13 protein-coding genes are annotated in these 19,963 nt (G+C 64.6%); 9 read left to right on the forward strand and 4 right to left on the reverse strand.

The window, feature by feature from the left end:
* Positions 1-234: 234 nt before the first annotated feature.
* The 9 genes from L1O02_RS14725 (at position 235) to L1O02_RS14765 (ending at position 15,163) form a co-directional block, all read left to right on the forward strand.
* A complete protein-coding gene (locus L1O02_RS14725; RefSeq protein ID WP_235760163.1) occupies positions 235-678 on the forward strand; it encodes a polyketide cyclase in 444 nt (147 codons plus the stop codon).
* 61 nt (positions 679-739) lie between these two features.
* Positions 740-1,417, forward strand: coding sequence for a type 1 glutamine amidotransferase domain-containing protein (locus L1O02_RS14730; RefSeq protein WP_060843696.1), 678 nt, complete (start codon positions 740-742; stop codon positions 1,415-1,417).
* Between the two features lie 739 nt (positions 1,418-2,156).
* Entirely contained in the window at positions 2,157-2,657 is a 501-nt protein-coding gene (gene tpx, locus L1O02_RS14735; protein ID WP_060839459.1) for a thiol peroxidase, read from the forward strand.
* 178 nt (positions 2,658-2,835) lie between these two features.
* The gene (locus L1O02_RS14740) at positions 2,836-4,158 is read left to right on the forward strand and encodes an MdtA/MuxA family multidrug efflux RND transporter periplasmic adaptor subunit (protein WP_060839458.1); all 1,323 of its coding nucleotides are present in this window, start codon (positions 2,836-2,838) and stop codon (positions 4,156-4,158) included.
* Positions 4,155-7,247 carry an MdtB/MuxB family multidrug efflux RND transporter permease subunit gene (locus tag L1O02_RS14745; protein ID WP_108543927.1) on the forward strand — a complete coding sequence of 1,031 codons (3,093 nt, stop codon included), beginning with the start codon at positions 4,155-4,157 and terminating at the stop codon, positions 7,245-7,247. Before L1O02_RS14740 ends, L1O02_RS14745 begins: the two co-directional genes overlap by 4 nt.
* Before the next feature lie 121 nt (positions 7,248-7,368).
* Positions 7,369-10,476 (forward strand): efflux RND transporter permease subunit, encoded by a 3,108-nt coding sequence (locus L1O02_RS14750; protein WP_108543925.1) that lies wholly within the window; start codon positions 7,369-7,371, stop codon positions 10,474-10,476.
* Positions 10,473-11,966: an efflux transporter outer membrane subunit gene (locus L1O02_RS14755; RefSeq protein ID WP_060843692.1), complete on the forward strand. Its 1,494-nt coding sequence runs from the start codon at positions 10,473-10,475 to the stop codon at positions 11,964-11,966. Before L1O02_RS14750 ends, L1O02_RS14755 begins: the two co-directional genes overlap by 4 nt.
* Positions 11,967-12,187: 221 nt before the next feature.
* The gene (locus L1O02_RS14760) at positions 12,188-14,275 is read left to right on the forward strand and encodes an EAL domain-containing protein (protein WP_108543923.1); all 2,088 of its coding nucleotides are present in this window, start codon (positions 12,188-12,190) and stop codon (positions 14,273-14,275) included.
* Between the two features lie 141 nt (positions 14,276-14,416).
* Positions 14,417-15,163, forward strand: a complete 747-nt coding sequence (locus tag L1O02_RS14765) for an SDR family oxidoreductase (RefSeq protein ID WP_060839453.1) — start codon at positions 14,417-14,419, stop codon at positions 15,161-15,163.
* Between the two features lie 445 nt (positions 15,164-15,608).
* On the opposite strand, the gene L1O02_RS14770 is transcribed toward L1O02_RS14765, so the two are convergent.
* From L1O02_RS14770 to mapR, 4 genes are all read right to left on the reverse strand, one after another.
* Entirely contained in the window at positions 15,609-16,163 is a 555-nt protein-coding gene (locus tag L1O02_RS14770) for a hypothetical protein (RefSeq protein WP_060839452.1), read from the reverse strand.
* 46 nt (positions 16,164-16,209) lie between these two features.
* Entirely contained in the window at positions 16,210-17,004 is a 795-nt protein-coding gene (locus tag L1O02_RS14775; protein ID WP_060839451.1) for a PoNe immunity protein domain-containing protein, read from the reverse strand.
* Between the two features lie 14 nt (positions 17,005-17,018).
* Positions 17,019-18,074, reverse strand: coding sequence for a hypothetical protein (locus L1O02_RS14780; RefSeq protein ID WP_235760164.1), 1,056 nt, complete (start codon positions 18,072-18,074; stop codon positions 17,019-17,021).
* 393 nt (positions 18,075-18,467) lie between these two features.
* Entirely contained in the window at positions 18,468-19,877 is a 1,410-nt protein-coding gene (mapR, locus tag L1O02_RS14785; protein WP_047304573.1) for a GntR family transcriptional regulator MpaR, read from the reverse strand.
* Positions 19,878-19,963: the final 86 nt, after the last annotated feature.

Consider the following 19,963-nt stretch of genomic DNA (forward strand, 5'->3'; position numbering starts at 1 on the left):
GCGGGTTCTGCTGTGCCGCGCTCAGTTGCGCCGGGCGGGCGCGGGGTAGGTCCGAGCGGATGGCCGTCAGTGGAAAAGGGCTGTTAAAGCGATTTGTGACTATTTCCATGCTTTATGTATGGCTTAGTTAATGTTGTTTCTAGATTATTAAAAAGCAAATAAAAACAATTAGTTATCATGTTTATGTGATGTTGATTGTAATTATTTTGTTGGCTGAGCAAGGAGCTATCAACTATGCCTGTAGTGGAACGCACGACTTTTCTGCCGGGCCGCAGCCCGGCCCAGGTCTTGGATTTCTGCCTCGAAGGGGCCAACTTTCCCAAGATCTTTCCCGAGCGCGTGACCCCCTTGGGGGGCATCGACATCAATGACCTGCGCATCAGTGTCGGACGCCAGTTCAGCTTCCTGCACTGGATGTTCGGTGTCATACCGGCGAAATGGACGGTGGTTATACGTGAGGTCAGCGATTGGCATTTTGTCGACGAGATGCTCAAGGGGCCGCTGCGTGCCTTTCGTCACGAACATCGGGTCGAGGCCGCCGAAGGGGGCACCCTGTACACCGACCGCGTGACTTATCGGGCCATCGGTGGCGCACCTTTGGAACGCTTGGTGGTCAACGCCTACATGGCGCGGATTTTCGATGCCCGGCACCGCAACATGTTGCGCTTGCTGGGGTGACGGCGCCGCGATGCCGTGTTTGCCCATTCCTATTCCAAGTTCAAGTTCAAGGAGCATGCCCATGAGCAAGAAGATACTGGTGGTCCTGACCAGCGTGGCCAAATACCCCAACCTGAACCGTGCCACCGGTCTGTGGCTGGGGGAGGCGGTGCATTTTGTGAAGAAGGTGCAAGCAGCCGGGTTCGAGGTGGATTACGTCAGTCCCAAGGGCGGCTACGTGCCGATCGATCCCCACAGCCTGGCCATGGCCGACGACATCGATTGGCAGTGGTACCAGGACAGCGCCTTCATGAGCCGCCTGGGCGCGACCTTGCAACCGTCGCAGGTCCAGGCCCGGGACTATGTGGCCATCTATTACGCCGGTGGACATGGCGTGCTCTGGGATTTCCCCGACAACCCCGAGTTGCAGGCCCTGAGTCGCGATATCTATGAGCAGGGTGGTTACGTCAGTTCGGTCTGTCATGGCGCGGTGGGCTTGCTGAACATCAGGCTCAGCGATGGTTCACTGTTGATCGCCGGCAAGCAGGTCACCGGGTTCTCCAATGAAGAGGAGAAGCTCGCCGAGCTGGACGCCTATGTGCCGTACCTGACCGAAACCGAACTGCTCAAGCGCGGCGCCCTGTACCAGAAGGCCGCCGAGCCCTGGGCGCCGTTTGCCGTGCAAGACCAGCGGGTGATCAGCGGACAGAACCCGGCCTCCGGTGGCCCCGTGGCGGACCTGCTGCTGGCGCACTTGTAGGAGCCGGCTTGCCGGCGAAGGGGACCTTGAGTCCTGCGGTGCTTTGGCGGACGCCTTCGCTGGCAAGCCAGCTCCTACGCAAGCAGGTGGTGCGCGGGTTGTTGTAGGAACCGGCTTGCCGGCGAAGGGGGCTTTGAGTCTTGCGGTGCTCTGGCGGACGCCTTCGCTGGCAAGCCAGCTCCTACGCCAGCAGGTGGTGCGCGGGTTGTTGTAGGAGCCGGCTTGCCGGCGAAGGGGGCCTTGAGTCTTGTGGTGCTCTGGCGGACGCCTTCGCTGGCAAGCCAGCTCCTACGTAAGCAGGTGGTGCGCGGGTTGTTGTAGGAGCCGGCTTGCCGGCGAAGGGGGGGCTTGAGTCTTGCGGTGCTCTGGCGGACGCCTTCGCTGGCAAGCCAGCTCCTACGCAAGCAGGTGGTGCGCGGGTTGTTGTAGGAGCCGGCTTGCCGGCGAAGGGGGCCTTGAGTCTTGTGGTGCTCTGGCGGACGCCTTCGCTGGCAAGCCAACTCCTACGCCAGCAGGTGGTGCGCGGGTTGTTGTAGGAATCGGCTTGCCGGCGAAGACGACCCTGACGGATGCCAGCTTCGAAACCGCCTTGGCTGGCAAGCCTGTCCCTGCAATCTGCCAGGTTGTTGGACGATTTATCCGCCTGGCAATAGGTGCTCGCGCCGTTTCATGCTTAACTTCGGCCTCTCAAGAATGCTCATTGCTGTTCCATCATCACTGTTCAATAAGGACTCCGTTCATGGCTCAAGTCACTCTCAAAGGCAATCCGGTGCAGGTTAATGGCCAACTGCCGCAAGTCGGTTCCAAAGCGCCTGCCTTCACCCTGGTGGGCGCCGGCCTGGCCGATGTTTCCCTGAGCAGCCTTGCCGGCAAGCGCAAGGTGCTGAACATCTTCCCAAGCGTCGACACCCCGACCTGCGCCACGTCGGTGCGCAAGTTCAACGCCCAGGCCAACGATCTGGCCAACACCGTGGTGCTGTGCATCTCCGCCGACCTGCCATTCGCCCAGGCGCGCTTCTGCGGTGCCGAAGGCCTGGAAAACGTGCAGAACCTGTCGACCCTGCGCGGCCGCGAGTTCATCGAGAACTACGGCGTGGCCATCGCCGACGGCCCGCTGGCTGGCCTGACCGCCCGCGCCGTGGTGGTGCTGGATGAAAACGACACCGTGCTGCACAGCGAGCTGGTCAAGGAAATCGCCGAAGAGCCGAACTACGACGCGGCCCTGGCTGTGCTCAAGTAAGCGCTTTTACAATTATTCACGGCCTGGCTCTGTCCAGGCCGTTTTTATTTGTGCTTCAGTGGCTTAGCGCCGCACCTTAAAACGTCAGTCAAAGGTAAATTGCCGGTAAAGGCGCTTTGCTAAACCCGCTCTAGTGCTTATCGTTCAGCCTTCCTCAAAGAAGACTCCCACGCGCCCAATGGTTGATCACTCCATGCAATCCTCTGCTCCCCGCAACTCTCGTCGCTGGCTGTTCGGCCTGTTTGTCCTGCTGTTGGTGGCCGGCCTGTGCTGGAAATTCTGGCCCGCCGGCAGCGCCCCCAAAGAGGGTGCACAGGCGAAGGCCGCGGCCGGGCATACCGGACGCAGCGGCAGCCTGCGCCCCGGTTTCGGCGGTGCCAGCGGGCCGATCCCGGTGCGCGTGGCGCCGGTGACCCAGGGTGATTTCGCGGTGTACTTCAAGGCCCTGGGCACGGTGACCGCGTTGAACACCATCAATGTGCGCAGCCGGGTGGCGGGGGAACTGGTCAAGGTCAACTTCGAGGAAGGGCAGATGGTCAAGGCCGGCGACCTGCTGGCGCAGATCGATCCGCGTCCGTACCAGAACGCCTTGCTCCAGGCCGAAGGCACCTTGCTGCAGAACCAGGCCCAGCTGAAGAACGCCCAGGTCGACCTTGAGCGCTACCGCGGCCTGTATGCCCAGGACAGCATCGCCAAGCAGACCCTGGACACCGCCGCGGCGCTGGTGGGCCAGTACCAGGGCACGGTCAAGACCAATCAGGCGGCGGTCAACGACGCCAAGCTCAACCTCGAATTCACCAATATCCGCGCACCGATCGCCGGACGCGTGGGCCTGCGCCAGCTGGACGTGGGCAACCTGGTGTCGGCCAACGACACCACGGCGCTGGTGATCATCACCCAGACCCAGCCGATCAGCGTGGCCTTCACCCTGCCGGAGAACAGCCTGGACACCGTGCTCAAGCGCTACCACAGCGGCGCCAAGCTGCCGGTGGAAGCCTGGGACCGGGGCGATGTGAAGCTGCAGGCCAGCGGCGTGCTGCAAAGCCTGGACAACCAGATCGACACCACCACCGGCACCCTGAAGTTCAAGGCGCGCTTCGATAACCGCGACCAGGGCCTGTTCCCCAACCAGTTCGTCAATGTGCGGCTGCTGGCCGACACCCTGAAGAATGTAGTGCTGGCGCCTTCGGCGGCGATCCAGTTCGGCACCAACGGCACCTTCGTCTACGCCCTGGATGGCGACAACAAGGTGAAGATCCGTCAGTTGCAGGTAGGCGACAGCAACGGCGAGTCGACGGTGATCAAGGACGGCCTCAAGGCCGGCGATCGCGTGGTGATGGAAGGCACCGACCGCCTCAAGGACGGCAGCGAGGTGGAAGTGGTCAACGACAGCTCGGCCGTGCCCACCACCCCCACCGAACACCTGCAGGGCAAGCCCGCCGGTGCGCCGGCCGCGGATGGCAAGTCGGCTGATGGCAAGGCGCAAAAGGTCGGCGCATGAATTTCTCGCGACTGTTCATCCTCCGTCCGGTAGCCACCACCCTGAGCATGCTGGCCATTGTCCTGGCCGGCCTGATCGCCTATCGCCTGTTGCCGGTGTCGGCCTTGCCCCAGGTGGATTATCCGACCATCCGGGTCATGACCCTGTACCCCGGGGCCAGCCCGGACGTGATGACCAGCGCGGTCACCGCGCCCCTGGAGCGCCAGTTCGGGCAGATGCCGGGCCTGACCCAGATGGCGTCCACCAGTTCCGGCGGCGCCTCGGTGCTGACCCTGCGTTTCAGCCTCGACATCAATATGGACGTGGCCGAGCAGCAGGTGCAGGCGGCGATCAACGCCGCCACCAACCTGCTGCCCAAGGACCTGCCGGCGCCGCCGGTGTACAACAAGGTCAACCCGGCGGACACCCCGGTGCTGACCCTGGCCATCACCTCCAAGACCATGCTGCTGCCCAAGCTCAATGACCTGGTGGACACGCGCATGGCGCAGAAGATCGCCCAGATCAGCGGCGTCGGCATGGTCAGCATTGCCGGCGGCCAGCGCCAGGCGGTGCGGATCAAGGTCAACCCCGAGGCCCTGGCGGCCAACGGCCTGAACCTGGCGGACGTGCGCACCCTGATCGGTGCATCCAACGTCAACCAGCCCAAGGGCAACTTCGATGGCCCGACCCGGGTCTCGATGCTCGATGCCAACGACCAGCTGACTTCGCCCAAGGACTACGCCGAGCTGATCCTGGCCTACAAGAATGGCGCGCCACTGCGCTTGAAGGATGTCGCCGAGATCGTCGACGGCGCCGAGAACGAGCGCCTGGCGGCCTGGGCCAACGAGAACCAGGCGGTGCTGCTCAATATCCAGCGCCAGCCCGGGGCCAACGTGATCGAGGTGGTGGACCGGATCAAGGCGCTGCTGCCGAGCATCACCGACAACCTGCCGGCTGGCCTGGACGTCACGGTGCTCACCGACCGCACCCAGACCATCCGCGCCTCGGTCAAGGATGTGCAGCACGAACTGCTGATCGCCATCGCCCTGGTGGTGATGGTGACCTTCCTCTTTCTGCGCCGGGCCAGCGCCACCATCATCCCCTCGATTGCCGTGCCGCTGTCGCTGATCGGCACCTTCGGGGTGATGTACCTGGCCGGTTTTTCGGTGAACAACCTGACCCTGATGGCCCTGACCATCGCCACCGGGTTCGTGGTGGACGACGCCATCGTCATGCTGGAGAACATCTCGCGCTTCATCGAGGAGGGCGACAGTCCGCTGCAGGCGGCGCTCAAGGGCGCCAAGCAGATCGGCTTCACCCTGATCTCCCTGACCCTGTCGCTGATCGCGGTGCTGATCCCGCTGCTGTTCATGGCCGACGTGGTCGGGCGGCTGTTTCGCGAGTTCGCCATCACCCTGGCGGTGGCGATCCTGATTTCCCTGGTGGTGTCCCTGACCCTGACCCCGATGATGTGCGCGCGGTTGCTCAAGCGTGAGCCCAAGCCTGAAGAGCAGGGGCGCTTCTACCGCGCCAGCGGCGCCTGGATCGACTGGTTGATCGAAAGCTACGGGCGCAAGTTGCAGTGGGTGCTCAAGCACCAGTTCCTGACCCTGATGGTGGCCGTCGGCACCCTGGGCCTGACCGTGCTGCTGTATCTGGTGGTGCCCAAGGGCTTCTTCCCGGTGCAGGACACCGGGGTCATCCAGGGCATTTCCGAGGCGCCGCAGTCGGTGTCCTTCGCCGCCATGAGCCAACGCCAGCAAGACCTGGCGAAGATCATCCTGCAGGACCCGGCCGTGGAAAGCCTGTCGTCCTACATCGGCGTCGACGGCGACAACGCCACCCTCAACAGTGGCCGCCTGCTGATCAACCTCAAGCCCCACGGCGAGCGTGACCTGAGCGCGGCCCAGGTGATCGCGCGGATCCAGCCCGAGGTCGACAAGCTGCTGGGCATCCGCCTGTTCATGCAACCGGTGCAGGACCTGACCATCGAAGACCGGGTCAGCCGTACCCAGTACCAGTTCAGCCTGTCGTCGCCGGATGCCGAGCTGCTGAGCCTGTGGAGCAATCGCCTGGTGGAAGCCCTGGCCCAGCGTGCGGAACTCACCGACGTGACCAGCGACCTGCAGGACAAGGGCTTGCAGGTGTACCTGGTGATCGACCGCGATGCGGCGTCCCGGGTCGGGGTTTCGGTGTCCAACATCACCGACGCCCTGTATGACGCCTTCGGTCAGCGGCAGATCTCCACCATCTATACCCAGGCCAGCCAGTACCGGGTGGTGCTCCAGGCCCAGGCCGGCGAGCGCATCGGGCCTCAGGCGCTGGAGCAGATCCACGTCAAGACCACCGACGGCGGGCAGGTGCGGCTGTCGAGCCTGGCCCATGTCGAGGAGCGCCAGGCGCAGTTGGCCATCGCCCATATCGGCCAGTTCCCGGCGGTGATGATGTCCTTCAACCTGGCCCCGGGCGTGGCCCTGGGCAAGGCGGTGAACGTCATCGAGCAGGTGCAGCAGGAGATCGGCATGCCGGTGGGGGTGCAGACCCGCTTCCAGGGCGCCGCCGAGGCCTTCCAGGCGTCGCTGTCGAGCACCTTGCTGCTGATCCTGGCGGCGGTGGTGACCATGTACATCGTGCTCGGCGTGCTCTACGAGAGCTACATCCACCCGATCACCATCCTGTCCACCTTGCCCTCGGCGGCGGTGGGGGCCTTGCTGGCGCTGATCCTCAGCGGCAACGACCTGGGCATGATCGCCATCATCGGCATCATCCTGCTGATCGGCATCGTCAAGAAGAACGCGATCATGATGATCGACTTCGCCCTCGACGCCGAACGCCACCAGGGCATGGCCCCGGAACAGGCGATCTACCAGGCGGCGCTGCTGCGCTTCCGGCCGATCCTGATGACCACCCTGGCGGCGCTGTTCGGCGCCGTGCCGCTGATGCTGGCCACCGGTTCCGGCGCCGAGTTGCGCCAGCCCCTGGGCCTGGTGATGGTCGGCGGCCTGCTGGTGAGCCAGATCCTCACCCTGTTCACGACGCCCGTTATCTACTTGTACTTCGACCGCTTGGGCCGCCGGTTTGCCAAGCCCGCCGTAGGAGACGTGGTGTGAGGGGCGTCAGCGGCAAGCTGCACGCCGCAAGCTGCAAGCTCGATCAAAAGCAGAAGCAAGAGCGTGCACCGATCCCGCTTTTCTCTTGCCGCTTGAGGCTTGAAGCTTGGAGCGGTCGCCCATGAACCTTTCGGGTCCTTTCATCAAGCGCCCGGTGGCGACCATGCTGCTGTCGCTGGCGATCATGCTGCTGGGCGGGGTGAGCTTCGGCCTGTTGCCGGTGGCGCCGCTGCCGCAGATGGATTTCCCGGTGATCGTGGTCCAGGCCAGCCTGCCGGGGGCCAGCCCCGAGGTCATGGCCTCCACCGTGGCCACGCCGCTGGAGCGCTCCTTCGGCGCGATCGCCGGGGTCAACACCATGAGCAGCCGCTCCAGCCAGGGTTCGACCCGGGTGATCCTGCAGTTCGACCTGGACCGCGACATCAATGGCGCGGCCCGGGAAGTGCAGGCGGCCATCAACGCCTCGCGCAACCTGTTGCCCAGCGGCATGCGCAGCATGCCCACCTACAAGAAGGTCAACCCGTCCCAGGCGCCGATCATGGTGCTGTCGCTGACCTCCGATGTGCTGGAAAAGGGCCAGCTGTACGACCTGGCCTCGACCATCCTGTCCCAGAGCCTGTCCCAGGTGCAGGGCGTGGGCGAGGTGCAGATTGGCGGCAGCTCCTTGCCGGCGGTGCGCATCGAGCTGGAGCCGCAGCTGCTCAACCAGTACGGCGTGGCCCTGGACGACGTGCGCAACGCCATTGCCAACGCCAACCAGCGCCGGCCCAAGGGCTCGGTGGAGGATGATCAGCGGCTGTGGCAGATCCAGGCCAACGATCAGCTGGAAAAAGCCCGTGATTACGAACCGCTGATCATCCATTACAACAACGGTGCGCCCCTGCGCCTGAAAGACGTGGCCAAGGTCAGTGACGGCGTGGAGGACCGCTACAACAGCGGCTTCTTCAACGACGATGCGGCGGTGCTGCTGGTGATCAACCGCCAGGCCGGGGCCAACATCATCGAGACGGTGAACGAGATCAAGGCCCAGTTGCCGGCGTTGCAGGCGGTGCTGCCGGCCAGCGTCAAGCTCAACCTGGCCATGGACCGCTCGCCGGTGATCAAGGCCACCTTGCACGAGGCCGAGATGACCCTGCTGATCGCCGTGGCCCTGGTGATCCTGGTGGTGTTCCTGTTCCTCGGCAATTTTCGCGCGTCGGTGATTCCGACCCTGGCGGTGCCGGTGTCGCTGGTGGGCACCTTCGCCGTGATGTACCTGTATGGCTTCTCCCTGAACAACCTGTCGCTGATGGCGCTGATCCTCGCCACCGGTCTGGTGGTGGACGACGCCATCGTGGTCCTGGAGAACATTTCCCGGCATATCGACGAAGGCATCGCGCCGATGAAGGCGGCGTACCTGGGGGCCAAGGAGGTGGGTTTCACCCTGCTGTCGATGAACGTGTCGCTGGTGGCGGTGTTCCTGTCGATCCTGTTCATGGGCGGGATCATCGAGAGCCTGTTCCGCGAGTTCTCCATCACCCTGGCGGCGGCCATCGTGGTGTCCCTGGTGGTGTCCCTGACCCTGACCCCGATGCTTTGCGCGCGCTGGCTCAAGCCGCATACCCCGGGCCAGGAAAACCGCCTGCAGCGCTGGAGCCGGCGCAGCAACGAGTGGATGGTGGACAAGTACGCCACCAGCCTGGACTGGGTGCTGCGGCACAAGCGCCTGACCCTGTTCAGCCTGCTGGTCACCATCGGCGTCAACGTGGCCCTGTACGTGGTGGTGCCCAAGACCTTCATGCCGCAGCAGGACACCGGCCAGTTGATCGGCTTCGTGCGTGGCGACGACGGCCTGTCCTTCAGCGTGATGCAGCCGAAGATGGAGATCTTCCGCCGCGCGGTGCTCAAGGACAGCGCGGTGGAAAGCGTGGCCGGCTTCATCGGCGGCAACAACGGCACCAACAACGCCTTCATGCTGGTGCGCCTCAAACCGATCAAGGAGCGCAATATTTCGGCGCAGAAGGTCATCGAGCGCCTGCGCAAGGAAATGCCCAAGGTGCCCGGCGCGCAACTGATGCTGATGGCCGACCAGGACCTGCAGTTCGGCGGCGGCCGCGAGCAGACCACCTCGCAGTATTCCTACATCCTGCAAAGCGGCGATCTGGGCGAATTGCGCCAGTGGTACCCGAAAGTGGTCACCGCGCTGCGCGCCTTGCCCGAGCTGACCGCCATCGACGCCCGCGAGGGCCGCGGCGCCCAGCAGGTGACCCTGGTGGTCGACCGCGACCAGGCCAAGCGCCTGGGGGTGGACATGGACATGGTCACCGCGGTGCTCAACAACGCCTACAGCCAGCGGCAGATCTCCACCATCTACGACAGCCTCAACCAGTACCAGGTGGTGATGGAGGTCAACCCGAAATACGCCCAGGACCCGATCACCCTGAATCAGGTGCAGGTGATCACCAGTGCCGGGGCGCGGATCCCGCTGTCGGCCATCGCCCACTATGAAAACAGCCTGGAAGACGACCGGGTCAGCCACGAAGGGCAGTTCGCTTCGGAGAGCATTTCCTTCGACATGGCCGAAGGCGTGACCGTGGAGCAGGGCACCGCCGCCATCGAACGGGCGATTGCCAAACTGGGCATGCCCGAGGACGTGATCGTCAAGATGGCCGGCACCGCCGACGCCTTCGCCGCCACCCAGAAGAGCCAGCCGTTCATGATTCTCGGTGCGCTGCTGGCGGTGTACCTGGTGCTCGGGGTGCTCTATGAAAGCTACATTCACCCGCTGACCATTCTCTCCACACTGCCGTCGGCCGGGGTCGGCGCCTTGCTCTCGATCTACGTGCTGGGCGGCGAGTTCAGCCTGATCTCGCTGCTGGGGCTGTTCCTGCTGATCGGCGTGGTGAAGAAGAACGCGATCCTGATGATCGACCTGGCGCTGCAACTGGAGCGCCACCAGGGCCTGGACCCGCTGCAATCGATCCGCAGTGCCTGCCTGCAGCGCCTGCGGCCGATCCTGATGACCACCCTGGCGGCGATCCTCGGCGCCTTGCCGTTGCTGCTGGGGGGCGCCGAGGGCTCGGAAATGCGCCAGCCCCTGGGCCTGACCATCATTGGCGGCCTGGTCTTCAGCCAGGTCCTGACCCTCTACACCACCCCGGTGGTCTACCTCTATCTCGATCGCCTGCGCCACAAGTTCAACCACTGGCGTGGGGTCCGTACCGATGCCGCTCTGGAAACGCCGCTATGACCGACCAATCGTCCCGTCCCGTTACTCTGCTGTCCGCCCAGCGCCTGGCCATGGCCCGGGGTTCGCGGGCCTTGAGCCTGGGCCTGTGCGTGGCGCTGCTCAGTGCCTGCGCCATCGGACCCGACTATCAGCGGCCCCAGGTGGCCGAACCGGTGCAGTACAAGGAGGCCCAGGGCTGGCGCCAGGCCAATCCCAGCGATGCCCTGGCCCGGGGCGCCTGGTGGGAGCTGTACGGTGACGCCCAGCTCAACGGCCTGATCGAGCGGCTCAACCGTTCCAACCAGAGCGTGGCCCAGTCAGAGGCCCAGTACCGTCAGGCCCAGGCCCTGGTGCGCAGCTCCCGTGGGGCGTTCTTTCCCAGTGTCGACCTCAGCGCCGGCAAGACCCGGGCCAGCCAGGGCACCGGCAGCAGCAGTTCGGGGCTGAGCAGCTCCAGCAGCGGCATTCGCGACACCTACAACACTCAGTTGGGCGTGAGCTGGGAGGCGGATGTCTGGGGCAAGCTGCGCCGTGGCCTGGAAGCCAATCAAGCCAGCGCCGAGGCGAGCTTCGCCGATCTGGCGGCGATGCGCCTGAGCCAGCAGTCGGAACTGGTGCAGAACTACCTGCAACTGCGGGTGATCGACGAACAGAAGCGCCTGCTGGAAGCCACGGTGGCGGCCTATCAGCGCTCCCTGACCATGACCCAGAACCAGTATCAGGCCGGGGTGTCCGGCAAGGACGCCGTGGCCCAGGCCCAGACCCAGCTCAAAAGCGCCCAGGCCGACCTGATCGACCTGATCTGGCAGCGGGCGCAGTTCGAAAACGCCATCGCGGTGCTGATGGGCGTACCGCCGGCCGAGTTCAACCTGGCAGAAACCCCGCGGATTCCGTTGCTGCCCCAGGTCCCCCTGGCGGTGCCCTCGCAGTTGCTGGAGCGGCGTCCGGACATCGCCTCGGCGGAGCGTTCGGTGATGGCCGCCAATGCCAATATCGGCGTGGCCAAGGCGGCCTATTACCCGGACCTGACCCTGAGCCTGGCCGGCGGCTACAGCAGCAGTACCTACGCCGACTGGATCAGCCTGCCGAACCGCTTCTGGTCGGTGGGCCCCAAGCTGGCCATGACCCTGTTCGACGGTGGCCAGCGCTCGGCGGAAGTGGATCGCACCCAGGCGGCCTATGACCAGACCGTGGCCAAGTACCGGCAGACCGTGCTCGACGGTTTCCGCGAGGTGGAAAACTACATGATCCAGCTCAAGGTCCTGGAGGACGAGGCGGGGGTGCGTCAGCAGGCCCTGGATTCGGCCCGCGAGGCCCTGCGCCTGACCGAGAACCAGTACAAGGCCGGACTCATCGGTTATCTGGACGTGGTCACCAGCCAGACCACCGCCCTGAGCAACGAGCGCAGCGTCCTCAGCCTGCTGCAGAGCCGGCTGATTGCCAGCGTGCAATTGATCGCCGCGCTGGGTGGCGGCTGGGACGGCCAGCTGCAGGTCGGCGAGCAGAAATAGGCCGCCATCAGGGCCTCGCGCAGGGGGGCGCGAGGGCCGCGGACATGGCCGCGCAACGGCCTTGCCCACAAGCCTTGTAGGGGCATCAAAGGCCCGGGGCAGACGTTCTGTCCGGCTACTGGCGGTTTGCTCACTTTGTAGATGCGTTCTTCTGCGCAATCAGTACAATCTGCGCTTTTGCCCGCCGGGCAAACATCGGCACAACGGCCAAGAGATGCCCCATGCTCATCGGTAGTTACTCCCCCGCGTTGGTCGTGATCTCCATTTTCGTGGCGATCCTCGCTTCCTACACCGCCCTCGATCTCACCGGACGCATCGCCACCACCAAAGGCCGTGCGGCCTACCTGTGGATGTGCGGCGGAGCCTTGGCCATGGGCATCGGTGTGTGGTCCATGCACTTTATCGGCATGCTCGCCTTCGAGCTGCCCATCGAGCTGGGCTACGACATCGCGCTGACCGCCTTGTCGCTGCTGATCTCGATCCTCTCCTGCGGCTTTGCCCTGTGGCTGGTGAGCCAGCCTCGCCTGCCGCTATGGCAACTGCTGTTCGGCGCCTTGATCATGGGCGCCGGCATCAGTGGCATGCACTACACCGGCATGGCGGCGATGCGCATGCAGCCGGGTATCGACTACGACCCGAGCCTGTTCAGCGCCTCGTTGCTGATTGCCTTCGGTGCTTCGCTGGCGGCGTTGTGGATCGCCTTCCGCCTGCGCCAGAACACGCCCCATGTGCGTCTGGCCCGCACCGGCGCGGCGGTGGTCATGGGGTTTGCCATCGTCGGCATGCATTTCACCGGCATGGCCGCTGCGCGTTTCAGTGACGGCAGTTTCTGCGGGGCCCTGGGCAATGGCCTGAGTGGCAAGGGCCTGGACAATCTGGTGCTGATCACCACCCTGGCGGTGCTGATCATCGCCTTGCTGACCTCGGTGCTGGACGCGCGCCTGGAAGCCCGCACCGCGGTGCTGGCGCAGTCCTTGACCGAGGCCAACAAGGAGCTGACCCAACTGGCTCTGCACGACACCCTGACCGGTCTGCCGAACCGCATTCTGCTGGCGGACCGCATCGATCAGGCGATGCACCGGGTAACCGCCCATGGCGGCTGCTTTGCGCTGATGTTCATCGATCTGGACGGCTTCAAGCCGGTCAACGACGCGTTTGGCCATCACATGGGCGACCAGTTGCTGCGGGAGGTGGCCCTGCGCCTGCGCGAGGACCTGCGCAGCGAAGACACCCTGGCACGGATCGGCGGCGACGAGTTCGTGCTGCTGGTGCAGCTCGGCGAGCCGGATGATGCCTTGCGCCTGGCGGCGCGGCAGGTGGGCCTGGTGTCCCGCTCGTTCCGCGTGGCCGACCACGAGCTGCAGATTTCCGCCAGCATCGGCATCGCGGTGTATCCCGGCAATGGCCTGACCGCCCAGGAACTGCTGATGAATGCCGACGCGGCCATGTATCACGCCAAGGCCACCGGCAAGAACGGCTACAGCTTTTTCGATGCGTCGATGAACAGCAACGCCCGGCGCCAGCTGCAGTTGCTCCAGGACCTGCGCAATGCCCTGGAACACAATCAGTTCCGCCTCTACTACCAGCCCAAGTTCGATGCCAGCGACGGGCGTCCGGTGGGGGCCGAGGCGCTGTTGCGCTGGGAGCATCCGCAACACGGCCTGCTGCTGCCGGACAAGTTCATCGAACTGGCGGAGAAGAGCGGGCTGATCATCGCCATCGGCGACTGGGTGCTGCACGAGGCCTGCCGGCAGATGCGCCAGTGGTATGTCCAGGGCTACACCGACTGGCGCATCGCGGTGAACCTCTCGGCCTTGCAGTTCTGCCATGTGGGGCTGGTCAAGAGTGTGGCCCAGGCCCTGGAGCGCAATCAGTTGCCGGCCAACAACCTGACCCTGGAAATCACCGAGACAACGGCGATGAACGACGCCGATGTCAGCATGATCGTGCTGCAGCAGCTGTCGGACATGGGGGTGGACCTGTCCATCGACGATTTCGGCACCGGCTATTCGAGCCTGATGTACCTCAAGCGCCTGCCGGCCAACGAGTTGAAGATCGACCGTGGTTTCGTCCGTGACCTGGAGCACGACAGCGACGACGCCGCCATCGTCTCGGCGATTGTCGCCCTGGGCCAGGCCCTGGGCCTGCGCATCGTCGCCGAGGGGGTGGAGAGCGGGGTGCAGCAGAGCTTCCTCACCCAGCTGGGCTGCGACTCGCTGCAAGGCTATTACCTGGGTCACCCGCTACCGCCCGAGAGCTTCATGCAGGGTATCCACCAGGCTGAACAACAGGCCCGGCACGACACCTGAGGCTGGCCTCGGCCGGCCATCGCCAGGGGCACGGTCCTGTGAGCCCGGAATAGAGGCTGTTTGATGTCACTGCGGTTTTCATCGCTGCCTGCGGGGTGTTTAATGGCGGGCGTTGAAATGATCAGTCAGGGAGTCGGCAGTATGGACAAAGTCATCGTCATCACCGGTGGCGGGCGGGGAATCGGTGCGGCCACGGCATTGCTGGCCGCACAGCAGGGTTTCAAGGTGTGCATCAATTACCAGGCCGACGAGCAGGCGGCTCATCAGGTGCTGGAGCAGGTTCGCGCCCTGGGCGTGCAGGCCATCACGGTGCGGGCCGACGTCAGTATCGAAGACGAAGTCATCGGTTTGTTCCAGCGGGTCGACAGCGAGCTGGGCCGGGTCACCGCCCTGGTCAACAACGCCGGGACCGTGGGGCACAAGTCCCGTCTCGATGAAATGTCCGAATTCCGCATCCAGAAGATCATGAAGACCAATGTCATGGGGCCGATCCTCTGCGCCAAGCACGCGGTGCTGCGCATGTCGCCGCGCCATGGCGGGCAGGGCGGCAGCATCGTCAACGTCTCGTCGGTGGCGGCGCGCCTGGGTTCTCCGGGCGAATACGTCGACTACGCCGCGTCCAAGGGTGCCCTGGACACCTTTACCATCGGCCTGTCCAAGGAAGTGGCGGGCGAGGGCATCCGCGTCAATGCGGTGCGTCCGGGCTACATCTACACCGACTTCCATGCCCTGAGCGGCGACGCCGACCGGGTCAGCAAACTGGAATCGGCGATTCCCATGGGCCGTGGCGGACGTCCCGACGAAGTGGCCGAAGCCATTCTCTGGCTGCTGTCGGACAAGGCCTCCTACACCACCGGCAGCTTCATTGACCTGGGCGGCGGCCGCTGAGCCCCCGCAAGTCTGCGGCCTATCCGCAGGAGCCGGCTTGCCGGCGAAGGGGCCCTCAAGCCTTGCGCCGACCTCGCCGACGCCTTCGCTGGCAAGCCAGCTCCTACAGCCCCCCCTGAGCTTGTGGTCTGCCATGTAGGAGCCGGATTGCCGGCGAAGAGGCCCTCAAGCCTTGTGCCGACCTCGCAGACGCCTTCGCTGGCAAGCCAGCTCCTACAGCCCAGTCTGAGCTTGTGGTCTGCCATGTAGGAGCCGGCTTGCCGGCGAAGGGGCCCTCAAGCCTTGCGCCGACCTCGCAGACGCCTTCGCTGGCAAGCCAGCTCCTACAGCCCCCCCTGAGCTTGTGGTCTGCCATGTAGGAGCCGGCTTGCCGGCGAAGAGGCCCTCAAGCCTTGTGCTGACCTCGCTGACGCTTTCGCTGGCAAGCCAGTTCCTGCGGTTTCCTTCAGTTGGCGCGGCGGCGACCGGGGCCGATCAGCAACGCCAGCAACAGCCCCAGCACGTTGATGACAAAACCCATCAACAACGGCGCCAGGTACCCCAGGGTTTCCCCCGGACGGGTGCAACTGTAGCCATATCCGTAGCCTTGTTCATGGGCCCAGACGTCTGGTGTGGCGCCCAGGTCCACGGGTGCCGAAGGCTCGGGCTGCTCCTCGGAGAACCCCAGGTTCGAATGGCTCGCGCTGCGCCTTTCCAACTGTTCGATGGCCTGCAACTGGGCATCGTTGCAGCGGCTCTGCGCCCAGCTGCCCACCACCACCAGGGTCGACAACAACAGCAGCAGAGGCACCGGGTAGTAGCGCCGGGTGCGCAGCAGGGGCGCCACCAGCAGCCCGGCGAAGAAACCGGCCAGCAGCAGATTGATCCAGTACCAGGGGGCGCCTTCCAAGCTTGGCGGTACCAGGAACGACAGCAGCAGTGGCAGGACAACGCGGGCAAACAGCAGGCACAAGGCCGCGGCAAGCAGAGTGATCAGCAGGGTCTTGATCCAGGATTTCATGGGCAGTGCATCACCTTTTTTAAGCAGGGGAGGTAAACGGGGCGTATCAGTCCGGTATCGCCCCTTGGGAAATTGGCGGGGTAAAGCGCCGGGCGTATTCGAGCATCTCCCGGGGGAAGATCATGTGCTTGACCGCGCTGTCGTCCAGGCCGAACAGGTAGGCCACGGCAGCGGCTTCAAAGGCCCAGTAGCCGAAGTAGGAACCCTCGTCGCCTTGCAGGTGGGAGTCGTGCCAGGGAGCCTGTTCGAACGCCTCGTACCACTGGTTGCAGTACTCCACCAGCAGTTCCCGAGGCTCGTCCGGGTCTTCGCTGTAGATCGCCCAGATCAGGGGCGAGTAGAGGCTGTGGTACCACTCATCGAGCTCGGCGCGATCCGGCAGGTAGGGCTTGAGCAGGTCCTCGATCAGGGTGTCCTGGCCGCCAAAGCCGGCGCGGTCCTGCAGCAGCACCAGACGCGGTAGCAGGTCGCTGCGTTGCAGGAGGATGCACAGGCTGATCACCTGGACATATTCCTCGTACTCGTCGGGGTAGTCTTCGATGTTCAGTGGCGCGATATCCGGCCGTTCTTCATAAACCTCCAGCTTGCGCTGGTAGTCCTCGTAACCTTCGATCACCCCGTCCAGCTCCCGGGCCAGTTGCTCCATGGGGGCACCGCCGGTGTAGCCCAGGATCAAATGGTGCAGGCGCGCGCTTCGCACCGTGGAGGCCTTGAGGGAGGCTTCCTGCTCGGGGCTGTCGGCCATCATCGAATGGGTCTGCCAATGGGCCTCTTCGCCGGCCAGGCTTTCGAGGAAGTCGTGGTACTGCTTGTGGCTGAGAAACACTTGTCTGCGGTTCATGTCGGTGCCTGGCTTCAGTAGACGGGAATCAGGGTGAAGGGCGCCTTGCGCTGCGAGGTTTCCAGCAGCAGGGTCGCCAGGTCGACTTCGGCGGGCTCCAGGTCGAGCTCTTCCAGCTCTTCTTCCAGTTGCTGCGCATCGGCCGCCAGGGCCTTGATCGGCTGGCGCAGGTAGGGACGCGGGTCTTCGCCGTAGTAGATCTTCACCGGGCCTTCAGGGATGCCTTCCAGGCGGGCAAAACCCTCTTCATCGAGGCTGCCCTCGGCTTGCGAGCCGTCACTGAACACCGCTCGGTAGGCGGCGCCGGATACCGGTTCCAGGTTGGGGTAGTGCAGGTTCAGCTCCAGCCAGTGACCTTCGCCGGTGAGGTGTTCCAGGCCCTGGTTGATGTCCTGGGCAAGGCTCGCGGCGTCCTGGCTTGCCGGCTGCGGCGCGGGGGTGAGGGTGGTTGCGCGCGGCTCCAGGGAAGACTGCGGCTTGGGCACCAGGGCCGGGCCGCGGCTGTGGGCGGCGGCCGAGTTGTTGCGCTGCTCGGCGATCCACGGGGCTATGCGCTCTTGCACCGAGGCCATGAGGAATTCGGTGTGTTCGCAGGCTTCGTTGAGGTTGTGCAGCACCAGGCGCTGCTGCTGGGGCGTCAGGCCGTTGAAGGTGCTGGAGGCGCTCACGCCGCGGATGATCTCAGGCAGTTCTTCGGCCAGGCGCATTGGGTCCAGGCACTTTTCCAGCAGCTGTTCGGGGCTGGTTTTCAGGCGGCAGGCCATCAGGGCGTAGCGGATCATGTCAAAGAGCTTTTCGGCGTGGAGCTGGGGGGCGTGGTTGATCAGGCGCAGGAGGATCTTCAGGCCTTGCCCCGGGCCGGGGATCCAGCCGATCAGGGCCAGGGCCAGGTCGAAGAAGGCGTCTTCCTCGTCCTTGGGGTTGTTGATGGCGTCCAGTTCGAAGATCGCCTGGATGCAGTCGTAGGCGTTGAGTTCCTGGGTCAGCAGGGGCAGGCGGCTGCGTTCGATGGCCTTGAGCAGTTCGGCCTTGGCCTCTGGGTAGTCGTCGTAATACAGGTCTTCGACCATGACGTGTTCCTTTCCCTGGAAAATTGGAGTGCGGATGCTGAAGGAAACGAGGGGGTGGGGCAAGGTAGTTTGGGTTCTTTCAGGGGCTGGAATGCCGACCCAGACAAACGACCATCGTGTTTAAAGGGGCAGGCAGATCAAAAGCCTAAGCAAGACGGCGGCCTATCGACCTGGTTTCATTTGACCTTTACAGGGCTACGTTACTCTTGGCAGGGCCGAAGGTCCTGCTGACCTTTTCGCAGCTTCGCCGTGGCTCAGCAGCGGCTACAGAACAATATAGGGCCCTGTAGCCGCTGCCGCAGGCTGCGAACGGCCGACGCAGCAGGCACTAAACCTGCCACCTCGATGCACCTGATACACCCCATCGCCCGACTCCCCCTGCGCCTGCAGCACTCAAAAGGAACGGATGATCCGTCCCAGGGTTTCCATGGCCTGTTCCGCGGCGTCGTTCCAGGGGCTGCCGTAGTTCAGGCGGATGCAGTTGCGAAAGCGCTGGGTCGGGGAAAAGATCGGTCCGGGGGCGATGCTGATGCCTTGCGCCAGGGCCATCTGGAACAGTTTCAGCGAGTCCATCTGCGGTGGCAGTTCCAGCCACAGGAAGTAACCGCCCGCCGGCTGGCTGACCCGGGTCTGCGCCGGGAAGTAGCGGGCAATCGCCGCCAGCATGGCGCTCTGCTGTTCTTCCAGGGCGTAGCGCAGTTTGCGCAGGTGGCGGTCGTAGCCGCCGTGCTGCAGGTAGTCGGCAATCGCCGCCTGGGCCGGCATCGAGGCGCACAGCGAGGTCATGAGTTTCAGCCGTTCGATTTTCTGTGCGTAACGCCCGGCGGCCACCCAGCCGATGCGGTAGCCCGGGGCCAGGCTCTTGGCGAAGGAGCCGCAGTGCATCACCAGGCCCTCGGTGTCGAAGGCCTTGGCCGGTTTCGGTGCCTGCTGGCCGTAGTACAGCTCGGCATAGACGTCGTCTTCGATCAGCGGCACCTGGTGCTGGCGCAGCAGCTCCACCAGTTCCTGCTTCTTGGCCTCGGGCATGCTCGCGCCCATGGGGTTCTGGAAGCTGGTCATGCACCAGCAGGCCTTGATCGGGTGCCGCTCCAGGGTCTGGGCCAGGACTCCAAGGTCGATGCCGTCCCGCGGGTGCACGGGAATCTCCACCGCCTTGAGCTTGAGCCGTTCCAGCACTTGCAGGCTGGCGTAGAAGGCCGGGGCCTCGATGGCCACCAGGTCGCCGGGCTCGGTCACCGCCTGCAGGCACAGGTTCAGGGCTTCCAGGGCGCCATTGGTGATCAGCAGCTCCTCCATGGGCAGCATCAGCCCGGCCACCATGTAGCGCAGGGCGATCTGCCGACGCAGTTGCGGGTTGCCCGGGGACATGTCGGTGACCACCACCCGCGGGTCCATCTCGCGGCTGGCGCTGGCCAGGGAGCGGGACAGGCGCTGCAGGGGGAACAGGGTCGGGCTGGGGAACGCCGAGCCGAAGGGCACGGTGCTCGGGTCCTTGATCGAGTCGAGCACCGAGAACACCAGTTCGCTGACATCGACTTCGGTGGATTCGTTGACTTCGCTGCTGATCACCGGCTCGGAGAACGGGCTCGGCGCGTGGGCGTTGACGAAGTAGCCGGAGCGCGGGCGGGCGCGGATCAGGCCGCGGCGCTCCAGCAGGTAGTAGGCCTGGAACACCGTCGACGGGCTGACCCCGTAGGTCTGGCTGGCGTAGCGCACCGAAGGCACGCGCTGGCCCGGACCCAGGACCCCGGAACGGATCAGTTCGGCGATGTCGTCGGCGAATTTTTCGTAGCGTTTCATCTGCGGGGCAAGATCCAGTCTGGTCATCGGGTCAAGGTGTTCGGTGGCGAGGGAGTCGGGGGACTCGACGGCCAGGGCGGGCCCAT

This window comes from Pseudomonas sp. BC42 (genome assembly GCF_021560055.1).
Lineage (GTDB): Bacteria > Pseudomonadota > Gammaproteobacteria > Pseudomonadales > Pseudomonadaceae > Aquipseudomonas.